Source organism: Lysobacter sp. TY2-98, assembly GCF_003367355.1.
Classification (GTDB): Bacteria; Pseudomonadota; Gammaproteobacteria; order Xanthomonadales; family Xanthomonadaceae; genus Cognatilysobacter.
This window is the reverse complement of the sequence record NZ_CP031413.1, coordinates 2,740,641-2,755,744: the sequence shown is the minus strand read 5'-3', so window position 1 is coordinate 2,755,744 and position 15,104 is coordinate 2,740,641. Positions and strand designations below refer to the sequence as shown.

At 68.0% G+C, this 15,104-nt stretch carries 14 protein-coding genes; 8 read left to right on the top strand and 6 right to left on the bottom strand.

All coding sequences use genetic code 11. The annotated features are described in order from the left end of the window. Position 1: 1 nt before the first annotated feature. The 4 genes from DWG18_RS13415 to DWG18_RS13400 all read left to right on the top strand — a co-directional run bounded on the left by DWG18_RS13415 (position 2) and on the right by DWG18_RS13400 (position 3,723). The gene (locus DWG18_RS13415; RefSeq protein WP_115647660.1) at positions 2-769 is read left to right on the top strand and encodes a cell surface protein; all 768 of its coding nucleotides are present in this window, start codon (positions 2-4) and stop codon (positions 767-769) included. Between the two features lie 83 nt (positions 770-852). Beyond that, a complete protein-coding gene (locus tag DWG18_RS13410; RefSeq protein ID WP_115647659.1) occupies positions 853-1,557 on the top strand; it encodes a C39 family peptidase in 705 nt (234 codons plus the stop codon). 122 nt (positions 1,558-1,679) lie between these two features. Then, positions 1,680-2,354, top strand: coding sequence for a hypothetical protein (locus DWG18_RS13405; protein WP_162823855.1), 675 nt, complete (start codon positions 1,680-1,682; stop codon positions 2,352-2,354). A 25-nt stretch (positions 2,355-2,379) separates the two neighbouring features. Then, on the top strand, positions 2,380-3,723 hold the full coding sequence (locus DWG18_RS13400) for a transporter (RefSeq protein ID WP_115647657.1): 1,344 nt from the start codon (positions 2,380-2,382) through the stop codon (positions 3,721-3,723). Here DWG18_RS13400 and DWG18_RS13395 read toward each other — a convergent pair whose 3' ends face one another. From DWG18_RS13395 to DWG18_RS13385, 3 genes are all read right to left on the bottom strand, one after another. Continuing rightward, positions 3,724-5,205: a sigma-54 dependent transcriptional regulator gene (locus tag DWG18_RS13395; protein WP_115647656.1), complete on the bottom strand. Its 1,482-nt coding sequence runs from the start codon at positions 5,203-5,205 to the stop codon at positions 3,724-3,726. Positions 5,206-5,318: 113 nt separating this feature from the next. Continuing rightward, a complete protein-coding gene (locus DWG18_RS13390; RefSeq protein ID WP_115647655.1) occupies positions 5,319-6,356 on the bottom strand; it encodes a class 1 fructose-bisphosphatase in 1,038 nt (345 codons plus the stop codon). A gap of 81 nt (positions 6,357-6,437) precedes the next feature. Next, positions 6,438-6,755, bottom strand: coding sequence for a hypothetical protein (locus DWG18_RS13385; protein ID WP_115647654.1), 318 nt, complete (start codon positions 6,753-6,755; stop codon positions 6,438-6,440). 219 nt (positions 6,756-6,974) lie between these two features. Between DWG18_RS13385 and dinB the strand changes: the two genes are divergently transcribed. After that, positions 6,975-8,078: a DNA polymerase IV gene (gene dinB, locus DWG18_RS13380; RefSeq protein WP_115647653.1), complete on the top strand. Its 1,104-nt coding sequence runs from the start codon at positions 6,975-6,977 to the stop codon at positions 8,076-8,078. A 124-nt stretch (positions 8,079-8,202) separates the two neighbouring features. Continuing rightward, a complete protein-coding gene (locus DWG18_RS13375; protein ID WP_162823854.1) occupies positions 8,203-10,611 on the top strand; it encodes an EAL domain-containing protein in 2,409 nt (802 codons plus the stop codon). A gap of 404 nt (positions 10,612-11,015) precedes the next feature. On the opposite strand, the gene DWG18_RS13370 is transcribed toward DWG18_RS13375, so the two are convergent. Next, positions 11,016-12,401: a VCBS repeat-containing protein gene (locus DWG18_RS13370; protein ID WP_205289359.1), complete on the bottom strand. Its 1,386-nt coding sequence runs from the start codon at positions 12,399-12,401 to the stop codon at positions 11,016-11,018. 243 nt (positions 12,402-12,644) lie between these two features. Here DWG18_RS13370 and DWG18_RS13365 point away from each other — a divergent pair, with 243 nt between their 5' ends. Next, positions 12,645-12,959, top strand: a complete 315-nt coding sequence (locus DWG18_RS13365; protein WP_115647650.1) for a hypothetical protein — start codon at positions 12,645-12,647, stop codon at positions 12,957-12,959. A 114-nt stretch (positions 12,960-13,073) separates the two neighbouring features. Here the strand turns inward: DWG18_RS13365 and phhA are convergent, their stop codons facing one another. Beyond that, a complete protein-coding gene (gene phhA, locus DWG18_RS13360) occupies positions 13,074-13,964 on the bottom strand; it encodes a phenylalanine 4-monooxygenase (RefSeq protein WP_115647649.1) in 891 nt (296 codons plus the stop codon). Between the two features lie 120 nt (positions 13,965-14,084). Here phhA and DWG18_RS13355 point away from each other — a divergent pair, with 120 nt between their 5' ends. Next, entirely contained in the window at positions 14,085-14,561 is a 477-nt protein-coding gene (locus DWG18_RS13355; RefSeq protein ID WP_115647648.1) for an Lrp/AsnC family transcriptional regulator, read from the top strand. A gap of 78 nt (positions 14,562-14,639) precedes the next feature. Here the strand turns inward: DWG18_RS13355 and DWG18_RS13350 are convergent, their stop codons facing one another. Next, positions 14,640-15,068 carry a BLUF domain-containing protein gene (locus DWG18_RS13350; RefSeq protein WP_162823852.1) on the bottom strand — a complete coding sequence of 143 codons (429 nt, stop codon included), beginning with the start codon at positions 15,066-15,068 and terminating at the stop codon, positions 14,640-14,642. Positions 15,069-15,104: the final 36 nt, after the last annotated feature.

Sequence of the window (15,104 nt, the reverse complement as noted above, 5' to 3'; positions counted from 1 at the left end):
CATGAAGCTTCGTCATTCGCTGCTGGCCATCGGCCTCGTCGCCGTCGCCTCCCCCGCGTTCGCCTTCGGCGACACCGAAATCCACAACCTGACCGTCTCCGCCGACATCGCCGAGACCGACGCGCTCGTGCTCGCGTTCGGCGCGTTCGAAGTGTCGAGCAAGTCGGCCGCGGTTGCCGACCAGACGCAGGAAAACGTCCTCAACGCCTCGTACGGCGACGGCGACCACTACGCCAAGTTCGGCGACAGCGCGCTGTTCGGCGCGCAGGGCAACATCGGCGTGAACGTGTCGGCGGGCGTCGGCAACGAGCAGGCCAACGACGCCGCGCTGTCGTCGGTCGACGCCGGCAAGGTGTTCGCCACCGCGATGGGCACGTCGCTGCAGATCGTCGAAGGCAACTACGCCGAGACGTCCGACATCGACACCAACTACACCGCTGAAATGGCCGGCAACGCGCTCGCGCTGTCGCGCGGCAACATCGGCGTGAACGTGGCGGCCGGCGTGGGCAACACGCAGGGCAACACGATGACGGGTTCGGTCAACACCTCGGGCCGCTACGCGATCGCCACCTCGGCCAGCGCGCAGCTCACCCTCGGCAACGAGCTGAACTCCGACACGTGGTCGTTCAGCGACCTCGACGTCTACGCCACGCTCGGCGGCAACGCGCTGTACGGCGCGCAGGGCAACATCGGCGTCAACGTCGCCGCGGGCGTCGGCAACGCGCAGCACAACGGCCTGTCGATCGCTTCGGCCGTCGACGGTCCGTAATTCGTTCCACCCAAGCAAGTCGTTCACGTCGTAAACGCGGTGGCCGGACGCCACGCCGGCCACCGCGCTTCTCCGGAGAAGTCATGTCGCGCATTCCGCTCCTGATGTCCGCCGCACTGTTCGCCGCGTTCGCGCTGCCTGCGCAGGCGGGGTCGAACGTGTCGATGGCGAACATCGTCGACGGTGCACCGCTGGACAAGCCGGTGACCACGCTGCGCGACCTGCGCTATCGCGACATGGTGCGTCAGCAATACGACTTCAGCTGCGGCTCCGCGGCGCTCGCGAGCGTGCTGCGCTACGGCTACGGCATGGACGTCGACGAGCCGCACATGATCCGCAGCATGCTGGTCGGCAATGATCCGAAGGAGATCGTGCGCAGCGGGTTCTCGATGCTCGACATGAAGCATTACGTCGAAGGCCTCGAGGGCTTCCGTGCGCATGGCTTCCGCATCGATGCCGGTGCGTTGTATCGCCTGCAGATGCCGGTGATCGCGCTGCTCGACCTCAAGGGCTACAAGCATTTCGTGGTGGTGAAGGGCGCCCAGGCCGGGCGTGTCTTCGTCGCCGATCCGGCGCTCGGTCATCGCGTGATGAACGAGCAGGAATTCGTCAAGGGTTGGAACGGCATCGTGCTCGCGGTGGTCGGCGACAAGCCGCTCGATGCGCGCTCGTACCTCGTCAACGGTCGTCAGTCGATCGCGCTTGCGCGTCGCGGCGATGCGCTGACCGAGGCCTCGATGCCGGTGCCGGTGGTCGAACTCGGCCTCGTCCGCGCCGACCTGTTCTGACGTCGCAAAGAATCGATTTCGAGGGCTCCATGGAACACCGCTTTCTCCCCCACGCTGTTTTCATGGCCTTCGCGGCAGTGGCGGGTGCCGGTCCGGCATTCGCCCTGCCACCTTCTCCGCCGGTGAACAACACGCCGCTGCGTGTCGAAGTCGTCGATGACGCCGCGCTCGGCACGATGACCGGCAAGTACTACGGCGCCGACATGCTGGTCGGCGTGCGCATCGACCTGGTCTCGCAGCTCGCCACCGCGCAGGGTGGCACCGCCACCGCGGTCGGCTCGCTGTACGTGCAGAAGACCGGCAACGGCTACGACGTGCAGGTCGACAGCCATGCCAGCGCGAGCGCGGGCAACGGCAGCGCGCCGGTGTCGAACAACATCGCCACCGGTGGCGAGCAGATCCACGTCGACGGCATCGGCCAGATCACGCAGATCGCGGGCGACGGCAATCGCATGGGCAACCTCACCATCGTGCAGCTGGGCAGCAACCCCGCGGCGCCGTCGGGCTTCAACGGTGCGTCGAGCGCGCAGGCCCAGGATGGGGCCCTGCAGGCGCAGGTCAGTTTCGTCGGCGGCGGGGTGCAGCTTGGACTCGTCGCGCCAGGCGCTACCATCGGCCAGCAGGTGACGCCGGGCGCGTCGGGCCGGATCACGCAGATCGGGCAGATCGCCGGGGACGGCTTCACCGCCAGTAATGCCCTGCATCTGCAGATGATGACGTCGGCCCTGCCGGCGTCGGCGGTGCAGCAGCTGGGCATCCAACAGGCGCTTTCGGCCGTGTCCGGACTGCGCCACTGACCGCAGCCGCATCAAGGATCGAAGAATGCCGTCGCACCCGAAGCGCTCGCCGCGCCTGTCTGCCCGTGTCCTCCCCGCTGCACTCGCCCTCGCACTCGCCAGCCCCCTCGCCTTCGCCGATCCGCAGAGCGCGGCACCCGCCGCGGCCTCGGACATCGATGCCAAGCTGAGCGCCCTCACCGCCAAGATCGACGCGCAGGACGCGGAGATCTCGTGGCTGCGCGCGCAGGTCGAAGAGCTCCAGCTGCAGCAACTGCGTGGCCGTGGTCTCACGGGCGAAGGTGGGCCGCAGACCGCGGTGCCGCCGCCGGTCGATACCGCGCGCATCGCGCGCGAGAAGTCGACGCCGCCACCGCCGAGCGAACAGCAACCCTTGCAGGTCGGGCAGACGCAGCGCGACGAGGACGAGGCGCGTCGCCAGCAGGAGAAGACGCTGGTCGTGCGCGAACACGCGCCACTGTTCGAGCGCAAGTTCACGCTCGATGCGGGCATGAGCTACAGCTACTACGACCGTCGCGCATTGACGTTGAGCGGCTTCCTCGCGCTCGATGCGATCTTCCTCGGCACGATCAACATCGACCAGAACAAGGCGTCGATCGGCACGTTCGACCTTACCGGTCGCTACGGCATCACCGATCGCCTGAGCCTGGAAGCGGACCTGCCGTGGGTGACGCGCGAGACGCGCTTCGTCAGCGGTGGCGCAGGTGGCGCCGCGACGTCGCTGACCGAAGTGAAGGTGCGTGCGAGCGGCATCGGCGATGCGAGCGTCGCCGCGTACTACCAGCTCGTGAAGGAGTCGGCGACGCATCCCGACGTCGTCGCCAGCCTGCGCGTGCGCGCGCCGACCGGCCACGATCCGTTCGGACTCAAGGTCATCCAGGCCGACGGCAACAACAGCAACCTCAACGTGCCGGAAACGCTACCCACCGGCACCGGCGTGTGGAGCGCGACCGGCAACGTCTCGGTGCTGCGCACCTACGACCCGGTGATCCTGTTCGGCAACATCGGCTACACCTGGAACAAGTCGGAAGACTTCGCCGACATCTCGCCGGTGGTGGGCAGCGTGCAGCCGGCGGAAGTCTTCCTCGGCCACATGTTCAACCTCAGCGGGGGCGTCGCGGTCGCGCTCAACGATCGCGCGGCGATCAGCATGAGCGTGGCGAGCGCGGCGCAGTCGGCCACGCATACGCGCGCACCGGAGTCGAAGTCGGTGCGCATTCCGGGCAGCTCCAGCAACGCGACCACGCTCAACCTCGGCACGAGTTACGTGCTGCCGTCGGGCTGGACGCTCAACGGCCAGCTCGCCGCCGGCCTCACGCCGGACGCGCCGAACTTCGTGTTCTCGCTGCGCGGTTCGCGCGCGTTCTGATCAGGCGATGGAAAGCCCGCGCGTCCGACGTCGGTCGGCCGCGGGTGCGGGACGCCCGTCACTCGCGCGACGTCCACCCGGGACCGCGATCAGTGGAGTGATCGGGGTGACGCTCGCGACTTCGCCCTGACCGCCGTCGTCGCGCAGGCCGTAGCGCTGCATCAACCGATAGAGGGTGACGCGCGAGACGTCGAGTTCGCGCGCGACATCGACCAGTCGACCGTGGCAACGCCGCAGCGCGGCTTCGATCGCACGACGCGTCGCATCGTTGCGCACCTCTTCGAGCGTCGGCGGCGTCGGCGCGACCACGTCACCCACGCCGAGGTCGGCCGCGGTGATCAGTCGCCCTTCCGCCATCACCACCGCCTGGCGCACGCGGTTGATGAGTTCGCGCACGTTACCCGGCCAGTCGTAGGCGTGCAGCGCACGGCGTGCGTCCGGGGAGAAGCCCTTGATGACGCGCTGGCCTTCGGTCGAATAGCGCGACAGCGCGTGCTGCGCGAGCAGGTCGATGTCGTTGCCGCGCTCGCGCAACGGCGGCTGCGCCACGCGCAGCACGCAGAGGCGGTGATAGAGGTCGGCGCGGAAGCGGCCCTGTGCGATCGCGCTCTGCAGATCGTGGTGGGTGGCCGAGACGATGCGTACGTCGACGCGGATGGTGTCGTGGCCGCCCAGGCGCTGGAACGTGCCTTCCTGCAGGAAGCGCAGCAACGCGGCCTGGCTCTCCATCGGCAGGTCGCCGATCTCGTCGAGGAACAGCGTGCCGCCGTTCGCCATCTCGATGCGGCCGAACTTGCGGTTCTGCGCGCCGGTGAACGCGCCGCGCTCGTAGCCGAACAGTTCGGACTGGATCAGCGAATGCGGGATCGCGCCGCAGTTGATCGCCACGAACGGCATGCCGCGACGCTTGGAATGCGCATGCAACGCCTGCGCGGCAAGTTCCTTGCCGGTGCCGGTCTCGCCGGCGATGAAGACCGGCGCTTCGGTGTTGGCGGCCTTGCACAGCGTGCGCGCGAGCGCCTTCATGCCGGGGCTCTCGCCGATGATGCCTTCGAGGCCGTCGTTCGCCAGGCGCACCGCCGACTCGCAGGCTAGGCGCGCCATGCCGTGCGCATGGCCGATCACCGTGTCGAGCACGCCCTCCGGGCACGGCAGGGTGACGTAGTCGTAGCAGTAGTCGCGGATGAGCCGGCGCACCGCGGGCTCGCCCAGCTGTTCGGTGGAGACGCCGGCGACCCAGCCGACGTTGCTCGCCGCGAGCACCGGCCCGAACTCGGCGAGGTCGGTATCGGAGAAGCCGTCGCGCAGGTCGAGTAGCGCGGCGAACGGGTGCGTCGACCGGCGTTGCACGATGCGGAGCGCACTGCGTGCATCGGTCGCCAACGCCACTTTCCAGCCCAACTGTTGCAAACGCGCCGGGGGCGTTCCTCGCCCCGCGCGCGCGACGTAGACCACGTCGCGGCCCGCGCCACCGTCCGCCATGTCCGACTCCTGTCGGCGCCCCACGCACCGGACGACCAAGGTAGCCCCGTGGCGTGACAGGTCAAGCTTTTGTGACCCTCTTCACGTTACCGGCTGTCGGCAGGCCGCGTCGTTCAGGCCGCGGCGGTCGCCCGGGCGTCGTGCTCGTGGTGGTAACGGACCGCGGCCTCGACTTCCTGCTTCGAGCCCAGGAACACCGGCACCCGCATGTGCAGGCCGGTCGGGGTGACCTCGAGCATGCGCTGGCGGCCCGTGCTGGCCGCGCCCCCGGCCTGTTCGACCAGGAGCGCCATCGGGTTGGCCTCGTACATCAGGCGCAATTTCCCACCCTTCGGCGCGCACTTGCTGTCCAGCGGATAGCTGAAGATGCCGCCGCGGGTCAGGATGCGGTGCACGTCCGCCACCATCGACGCCACCCAGCGCATGTTGAAGTCCTTGCCGCGCGGGCCGTCCTTGCCGGCCAGCAGGTCGCCGACGTAGGCCTGCATGGGCGCTTCCCAGAAGCGCTGGTTCGACATGTTGACCGCGAATTCCTTGGTCTCCTCGGGAATCCGCATGCCGCGGGTGGTCATCACGAACGAACCGATCTCGCGGTCGAGCGTGAAGGAATGGGTGCCGTTGCCGATGGTCAGCACCAGCATCGTGCTCGGGCCGTAGGTGCAGTAGCCCGCCGCGACCTGCGCCGTGCCCGGCTGCAGGAAATGCTCGTCGCCGACTTCCGCGACGCCGTCCGGGCAGCGCAGCACCGAGAAGATGGTGCCGACCGAGATGTTGACGTCGATGTTCGACGAGCCGTCGAGGGGGTCGAACAGGAGCAGGTACTTGCCGCGCGGCTGGTCGTCCGGGATGCGCACGGCGTGGTCCATTTCCTCCGACGCCAGCGCGGCGAGGTGGCCGCCCCAGGCATTGGCCTCGAGCAGGATCTCGTTCGACAGCACGTCGAGCTTCTTCTGCGCCTCGCCCTGGATGTTGCCGGTGCCGGCGTCGCCCAGCACGCCGCCGAGCGCGCCCTTGCCGACCGCGATCGAGATCGACTTGCAGGCGCGGGCCACGACTTCGATGAGCAGGCGCAGGTTCGGGCTGACGCGGCCCTCGCGCTCTTCCTCGAGCAGGTAGCGGGTCAGCGAGACGGGCGAGGCGGTCGGATTCATCGGCGACGGGCAGGCGGACGGGACGCCCATTGTCGCCGATGGCGGGGAACGCAGCCCGTTAGCGACGGCTGCGGCGCTGCCTCAGTGCGCGCGGCGCGGCAGACCCATGGCGTAGCGACGCACCGTCCGCGCCAGGTTGTCGCGGGCGATCGCCAGCATCTGCAAGGGCGCCTCGGGCTCCGACGTGTCCATGACCCGGCGTGCGGCCTCGGCCACGTCGGCCACCGCCTGCGCGGCGCTGCGGTCCGAGAGCATGGCCTGCAGCAGACGCGCCTGCCCCATCAGCCGGCGCTCGAGCACGAGGTCCGGGCCGGTGCCGGCGCGACGCATTGCGTGGGCGATGCCATCTTCGAGGTAGGCGTGCTGTTGCTGCAGGCGGTCGGCGGTGACATCGAGCATGGGCGTGCGGTGCGGCGGTAAGTGCGCGAAAGGGTGGGCGCGGTCATGTGAGCGATCCGTCGCGACGCCCGGCCGGGTTGTCGCCTGTTCAGCGACTGCCTCGCGCCACAATTCCAACGTGTCCTGTGCACCGCCCGCCATCGTCCTCGCGCTCCCGTCGTCCGCTCGCGGCGTACGGTGCGCGCGTCGTGTTGCGCGCATGTGTCGGGGCCGCGCGCGATGACGCTCCGCAAGGTCATCCATGTCGACATGGACGCGTTCTACGCGAGCGTCGAGCAGCGAGACGACCCGGCATTGCGCGGACGACCCGTCGTCGTCGCGTGGAAAGGTGCGCGTTCGGTGGTATGCGCGGCGAGTTACGAGGCGCGTGTGTTTGGGATCCGCTCGGCGATGCCCGCAGTGCGCGCGGAACGCCTGTGTCCCGACGCGGTGTTCGTGCCCCCCGACTTCGTGCGCTACAAGCAGGTCTCGCAGCAGATCCGCGCGATCTTCGCGAGGCACACGCCATTGGTGGAGCCCTTGTCGCTGGACGAGGCCTACCTCGACGTCACGAACCCGCTCACTGCTCTCCCGACCGCCACCGACATCGCCAAGGACATTCGCGCCGCGATTCGTGAGGAGACGCATCTCACCGCGTCCGCCGGCGTCGCGCCCAACAAGTTCGTCGCCAAGATCGCGTCGGACTGGAACAAGCCCGACGGCCTGTTCGTCGTGCCGCCCTCGAAAGTCGAAGCCTTCCTCGCCCCGTTGCCGGTCGGCCGACTGCCGGGCGTGGGCAAGGTCACGCAGGGCGAACTCGAAGCGCTGGGCCTGAAGACGGTCACCGACCTGCGCGACGCCGGCCGCGACGTACTGATGGAACGCTTCGGCCGATGGGGCCGTCGCCTGTTCGAACTCAGCTGGGGCATCGACGAGCATCCGGTCGAACCCGAGCGCCCGCATACGCAGATCTCCAGCGAGGACACGCTGGAAACCGACCTTCCGCTCGACGACCTCGCCCCGCACATCGCGCGCATGGCCGAGCGCACCTGGGCCGCGTGGCAACGCCAGCGCGAACGCGACGAACGCGAGAACCGCGCGCCGCGTCGGCCGCGCACCGTCGTGCTCAAGCTCAAGACCTCCGACTTTCGCATCCTCACCCGCTCGCTCACGCCGTCGCGCATGCCGGGCGACGCCGAGGCGTTCGCGCGGACCGCGGTCGAGCTGCGTACCCGGGTGAGCCTGCCCGCGTCGACCCGCTATCGCCTGATCGGCGTCGGCCTGGCCAACCTCGATGTCGCCGACCCGCAGGTCGACCTGTTCGGGGACGGTTTGCCGTTGTGACCGCGTTCCGCTCTTACCGCGCACGCCCGTCGACTGAAAACGCGACGGAGTTGGTAAACCGCGGGGTTCGCAGCGACAGGGCGACGTGTCAATGTGCGGGGCTTCCGCGACGCGTGGGGACGCCGTGACCGAAGACTTCGATGCATTCGACGCCAGCCCGGTGCCGATGTGGGTCTTCGACGAGTCCACGCTGGACATCCTCGACGCCAACACCGTCGCCGCCGAGATGTACGGCTACGACCGGGTCGCGATGCGGTCGATGAGCATCCTCGACCTGCGCCCCGAGGCCGAGCGTCCGCACATCGAGCGCTACATCCGTTCGACCGCGGGCGCACCGCGCCCGGAAGCCGTGTGGCTGCACCGCCATCGCGACGGCGCGCTGATGCACGTGCAGATCCGCACGTCGCGCGTGACCTGGCAGGGCCAGCCGGCGCGCCTCGTCGTCGCGCGCGATGTCAGCGAAGTCGAACGCGCGCAGGAACGCGTGCACCTGATCGCGCAGGCGGTGAGCGACGCCGCCTACGACTGGGACGTTACCACCGGCGACCTGTGGTTCAGCGACAGCTTCGCGACGAATTTTGGTTTCGATTCGGTGACGCTGCCGCGCGACATCGATGCCTGGGCGGCGCTGGTGCACCCGGACAATCGCGCGCGCGTCGGTGCGAGCCTCGCGGCGGCGATCGAAGGCACGGCCACGCAGTGGACCGAGGAATACGCGTTCCAGCGCGGCGATGGCTCGTTCACCGACGTGCTCGATCGCGGCTACATCCAGCGCAACGGCCACGGCGCACCGCTGCGCATGGTCGGCGGCATGATCGACCGCTGTCCGCAGAACCTGTTGTCGACGCGCCTGCGCCTGCTCGAGCGTGCGGTCGAATCGTCGCCCAGCGGGATCCTCATCGCCGACGCCATGCGCGACGGCTACCCGGTCGTCTATGCGAACGCCGCGTTCGAACAGATCACGGGCTACGCGATGGCGGACATCGAGGGCCGTCCGTTCGACGACGTGCAGGCCTTCGATCCGCAGCAGACCGGAAGCGCGCTGCTGCGCGATGCGCTCGAAGCGGTGACCGACCTGCACGTGGCCTCGCAGGGCACGCGTCGCGACGGCATGCCGTTCTGGTACGAACTGCAACTCACGCCCATGCGCGATGCCGAAGGCCGGGTCACGCATGTGCTCGGCCTGATGACCGACACCAGCGAACGCCAGCGTCACGCGCAGCAGCTGAAGTGGCGCACCACGCACGACGTGCTGACCGGCCTGCCGAATCGTCACCTCGTGCTCGAACAGCTCGCTGAGATCGTGCAGCGCGCGCAGGACGAAAACCGTCGCGTCGCCGTGCTGATCGTCGACCTCGACGAATTCAAACTCGTCAACGACGAGCTCGGCCACGCGACGGGTGACCGCGTGCTCTGCGAGATCGCCGCGCGCCTGCAACGCGTCGCGGGCCCGCGCGCATTGATCGGCCGCTCCGTCGGCGACGAGTTCGTGATCGTGCTCGAGAGCGACGACGAGCTCGAAGTCGAACGCCTCGCCTCGCGCGTGCATGCCGCCCTCGCCGAACCGCTGGAAGGCGCCGCACGACGCTGCAAGCTGAGCGCATGCGTCGGCTACAGCCATTTCCCCGAGGACGCTGCGAGCGCCGAAAACCTGCTCATGGGCGCCGAACTCGCGATGTACCAGGCCAAGCGCCAGGGCCGCAATTGCACGATCGCGTATCGCGCCGGCGCGACACCGTCGGGCGGCGGCAAGCTGCAGCTGCTGCAGGAACTGCGCGAGGCGCTGGAGCGTCGCGAGTTCCGCCTGCTGTTCCAGCCCCTGTTCTCCGCCGACCTGCAACTCGTCGCGCTCGAAGCGCTGGTGCGCTGGGAACATCCGATGCGCGGGTTGCTGCCGCCGTCAGATTTCATTGCGATCTGCGAGGAAAGCGGGCTGATCGTCGAACTCGGCCGCCGTGTCCTGTATGAAGCCGCGCGTCACCACGCGTTCCTCGTCGCGCAGGGCCTCGGCCACGTCCGCATCTCAGTGAACGTCTCGGCGATGCAGTTCGCGCACGGCCTGCTCGACGACGTGCGTCGCGTCATCGACGAATTCCAGCTACCACCGGGCGCGCTCGAACTCGAACTCACCGAAAGCGTCATCGTCGACGACCCGCAGCGCGCGGCGAATGTAATGGCGGCACTGGCCGATCTCGGCGTTACGCTCGCGATCGATGACTTCGGCGTCGGCTATTCCTCGCTGAGCTACCTGAAGCGCCTGCCGATCCACCGTCTCAAGATCGACCGCTCGTTCGTCAACGATCTCGAATCCGATGCGAGCGATCGTTCGATCTGCGAAGCGGTGATCGCGCTGGCGAAAACCCTGCGACTCGGCGTCGTAGCGGAAGGCGTCGAATCCCCGTTCCAGCGTGATTGGTTGCGCACACGTGGTGCTGGCGAACTGCAGGGCTATCTGTTTGCCAAGCCGCTGCCGTTCGATCGGGCGACGCAGGTGGAGACCGAGGGAGCTGCCCTTGCAGACGTACGCCACTAGTTGCCGCTACAGCGGCGTGCGCATCGTGGCTTAGGCCATCTACTCCCCGCGCCTTCCCGATCAAGCCGTAGTCCCTGACGTCGGCGAAGAACTCGACTTTCTCGCGCCGCCAGCCCGTCACCGAGCGTCGTTCAACACGCCGGCAGCGGAAGGAGCGCGCGCGATCTGGCAGCGAGGCTATTGAAACAGCTGATCCGCGAAGAGCGTGACCTGCGGGCTCATATCGACCACTTGCTCATCAATCTGGTGAAACGCCTCGGTGCCGAGCGAGCGGATTGGCGCTGGCCGAGGTGCAACCGCCAACTGCGCATGGGCGCGTGCCGCCGCAAGTCTAGGAAGCGCAGCATGGCCAGTTACCTATCGATCACCAGTCACGGCAGCACGCCGTGGCCCGCGCCTTCGCGTCACTGGCGAGCGCTGTACGTGGCATTGGCCGTTCGCTCGCCAAGCACTCGTGCGGTGCGCCGCCCCGGCACGACACGAAATGCTGCGTTGGAAGGCCCGGTCACTCGGCTGGCCGCCCGTGTCTGCGCAACTGCGGGCACGGCGGGATATCGACACATGGCGCGGAGGGGCGCGCGGGGCACGCACCCACGGCCGTAGATGAGCACGGGCGATTGCGTCCAGCGGGAAACGACCAGATCACCGCAGCCATCGCCGTCGAGATCTCCGGACGCGAAGTAGTTCCTGCGGCCGTGGTACTGGTTGGCGCTGATCATGGTTTCCGCAGTGAAACCCGTGCTCGTCTGCAGGTAATAGCCGACGTAACCCCAGCCGTTGTGCGCGAGTGCGAGATCAGTGCGGCCGTTGCGATCGAGATCGGCAGCGAGCAACGCGCCCGAGCCCCTCTGCCGGTCCATCGGGTAGGCGGGTTGCAGCGTCCCCTGCCCATCCTGGAGGTAGATCTGCAGGCTCGCACCGTCGCGGGCTTCGTCCAGCGCGAGATCGCCGCGGCCGTCGCCGTTGAAATCTCCGATGGCCAGCGAGCCCGTCTGGTTGGCATCCATCGGACGATAGAAGAACGTCGGTTGCGCGTAACCGCCCGAAGGCAGCGCGCGATACACCTGGATCTCCTGCATGGGGCGGTTATAGATCGTCGCGAGGACGATGTCGTCCAGTCCATCACCCGTTACATCGCCCACGGCGCGCTCGGCCGAGGAGGGCAACTGCAACGTCGACACGCGCGCGATCCCGCCGTGTCCATCACCGTAGACCACGGTCGCCTCGGTGTTGCTGGAGTCGACCAGGACATCCGGGTGACCATCGCGATCGACATCCGTGACCACAAGTTCGGCAAGCTCACCCACATAGGCGCTGCTCGCGCGAAATGTGCCGTCGCCGTTCGAGCGCAGCAGCAGAAGGCCTGTCGCCGTCGCGGTGACGATGTCGCCAATGCCGTCATGATCCAGGTCCGCGACGAGCAGCTGGTACGACAGATTGTTGCCGGACTGGCCGATTTTCACGGCGCCGTCGAGTCGACCGTCGGCGCGCTGATACGCGGCGTAGATCTCCATCTGGCCGTCCGCCGGATTCTGTGTCTCGTGCCGCGACAGGAAGACGAGATCATCGCGGCCGTCCGCCGAGATGTCGCCGACGGCGATTGCGGACGCGCCGGCGGCAACAGGGTCCGCCATGAACTCAGGCGCGGCCATGAAGTAGCTTTGCGGTTCGGCTGAAACGCCCTGCAGCGTGGGCGCCACAACGTGCGTTCGCGCGAGCAGCGGCTCGCCACCCGACGCCACCCGTCCGCGCGCAAACGCCGCTTCTGCCGCCACTGGAACGTCCGCCATGGGGGTGCGTCCAGGACGCGTGATGCGTTGTGTGGCTGCCCATAAGAGGCCGGCGCATGCCGCAAAGCCAACGACAGTCCTCGCGAGACCCCAGCCTGTGTGCACATTCATCCCCTTTGCCCTTGTCGCGATTGTAGCGGTGCACCGGGCGGGGTCGACGGAGCGGCGAATGGGCCGTCAACGCTTCGCCTCGCGTTGACGCGTGGTGGAGATGCTGTCGCCGATTCCCCGAGGAGCCTTCCCATGATCCGTACCCGACTTCTGTTCGTCGCACTCACCGCGCTCGCGCTGTCCGCCTGCCACCGCGGCGACCCGAACGCCGATACCGCCGCCACCCCGGCGGCCGATACGTCGACCGCCGCGGGTGCGTCGACCACCGCGGATGCCGCGGCGACCCAGCAGTCGGACGCGCAGGCGGCTGCGGCTGCGGCGGACGCTGCTGCGGCGCAGGCCGCGGCGGATGCGGCAGCGAGCACGCCGGCCGCCGACGCGAACGCGTCGACCACGCCGTCGACCGATACGCCTGCGACGACCACGAGCGACACCGACAAGAAGTAAGTCGAAGGTCCGCGTCGCTGCCGAGATCGCCGATTGACGCAGCGCCGACACCTTGCACGAAAAAGGGCGGGTCGATTGACCCGCCCTTTCTTTGATTCCGTTGCGCGATCGCGCTTACACGTCGCCATCCATCAGCCAACCCTCGCCCGTGCCGCGATTGAACACGCGGTCGCCGTCGAGCACGTCGCCCGCGGGAATCGAGTCCTGCGTCGCAAGCTTCGAATAGATCGGCGTGAAGTCCGGCATCGTCGCCTCGAACAGCTGTTCGAACGAGTCGATGACGAAGTACGTCTTCTGGTACGTGTCGATGCGGTAGCGCGTGCGCATGATGCGTTCGAGGTCAAAACCAATCCGGTTCGGCGCGTCCGACTCGAGGCAGTGGATCGATTCGCCCTTCGACGACAGGATGCCGCTGCCGTAGATGCGCAGGCCGTCCGGGTCGCGGATCAGGCCGAATTCCGCCGTGTACCAGTACAGGCGCGTCAGGCAGGCGAGTGCGTCGGGGCCGATGCCGTGCGCCTTGACGCCACCGCGGCCGTACGCCTGCATGTAGTCGGCGAACACCGGGTTCATCAGCAGCGGCACGTGGCCGAACAGGTCGTGGAAGAGATCCGGCTCGGACAGGTAGTCCATCTGCTCGGGCTTGCGGATCCACCACGTCACCGGGAAACGGCGATTGGCGAGGTGGTCGAAGAAGGTCAGCTCGGGCAGCAGGCCTTCGACGCCGACGAGCTCCCAGCCCGTCGCCGCGCGCAGGGCCTGGTTGAGGTCGTCGAACTTTGGGATCTCGTGCGCGCTCATGTGCATGGCGCGCTGCGCGGTCATGAACGCCTCGCTGGCGCGGCCCACCAGGATCTTCTGCTGGCGCTCGAACAGCTGCGCCCAGACGTCGTGGTCGATCGGCGAATACGTCGACCACGGCTGCTCGATGACCGCCGTCGTATAGACCGGGACATAGCCCTTGTCGGTGAGCTGGTGTTCGACGCGCTGCGGCTGGGCGTTCATGGCGGCACTCCGTGGACCTTCGCAGCGTAGGGGCAGGCGGGCGCAACGGGATTGCGTTGTTGCGCCGACAGCGGCCCTTGGCGCACGATCCGTGCGTCATCCGCATATCAGGCGCAACGAATGGCCGCCATCGAGCTGGACCGCATCGATCTGCTGCTGCTCGCCGCCCTCCAACAGGAGGGGCGGCTGACCAACGCCGAGCTCGCCGAGCGGGTGCACCTGTCGCCGTCGGCCTGCCTGCGACGGGTGCAGCGGCTGGAACGCGACGGGGTGATCGCCGGCTACGCGGCGCAGGTCGACCCGGAGCGTCTGGGCCTCGGCCTGCAGGCCTTCGTGCGCGTCCAGCTGGCCAAGCACGACGCGGCGTCGATCGAGGCCTTCGCCGCCTTCGTCCAGCAGTGGGACGAAGTGGTGACCTGCCACGCACTCACCGGCGACATGGACTACCTGCTGCAGGTCGCCGTGCGCGACCTCGAACACTTCTCACGTTTCCTGCTCGACCGCCTGCTCAACCAGGCCGGCGTCGCGGACGTCAATTCGAGTTTCGTGCTGCGCACCGTCAAGGCGTTTCGCGGGATGCCGTTGCCGGGGCGGTGACCGGGAGACCGCGCGTGGTGCGCGCGCCCGCGCTCCCCTTCGATCGCGCGAAAACCTTGACGCGCCCCGTCGAGACGATCAGCGCACGTCCGACGTAATTTCGGCCCAGCGTTCGAGCAGCGTTGCCAACACCGGATTCTTTGCCGCGTCGGTCTGCAGCTGCGGCAGCGTGTCGACCCACGTCGCGGTGCTGGCGCCGCGTCCGTGCAGGGACTGGAAGTCGAAGAAACCCATGTGCCAGCGATCGAACACGCGTTCGAGGCCGCTTGCCCGATGCAGCACGCGGACGTCGCGATGTAATGGCGACGCCGCGATCGCTTCGAACGTCCGTGCGATCGTGTCCGTCGGGCCTTCGATCATCTGCAGGATGCGCACGTCACGCTTCAGAAGCGCACCGGTGATGTCGCGTCGTGCATTGCGCACGCGCGAGCCGATGAGGATGACTTCCAGCTCCGCGTCGGTCAGGCGCGGATCGGCTTGGCTTTCGTAGACGAGTGCGTTGAGCATCGGCGCATTCTGCATGGCCCGGGTGACAGCGATGCA